1 pseudogene is annotated in these 253 nt (G+C 65.6%); it reads left to right on the top strand.

The annotated features are described in order from the left end of the window. Positions 1–166: 166 nt before the first annotated feature. Positions 167–253 (top strand): annotated as a pseudogene (locus P9273_RS32170) (division/cell wall cluster transcriptional repressor MraZ); the annotation flags it as partial.

Consider the following 253-nt stretch of genomic DNA (forward strand, 5'->3'; position numbering starts at 1 on the left):
GTTCCGCGTCAGGGTGAAGCGTGCGCCAATCGGGCAGTCGCGGCGGCTGCGCGTTTGCCGGTTTTCGCCTTGGTGAATGAAGCGATTTGTCGCGAGGCGATGCGCGGCGGCGGCGCGGAGAAAAACATGGGAAGGGGTGCGGCGGCGACAGCGGCTGTAACGTGTGGTGGACCGATTTCTGTCGAACGCAGTGAACAGGATCGATGCGAAGGGGCGGGTGTCCGTCCCGGCGCATTTCCGCGCGGTCGTGCAG

It is taken from the genome of Mesorhizobium sp. WSM4935 (assembly GCF_029625735.1).
Classification (GTDB): Bacteria; Pseudomonadota; Alphaproteobacteria; order Rhizobiales; family Rhizobiaceae; genus Mesorhizobium.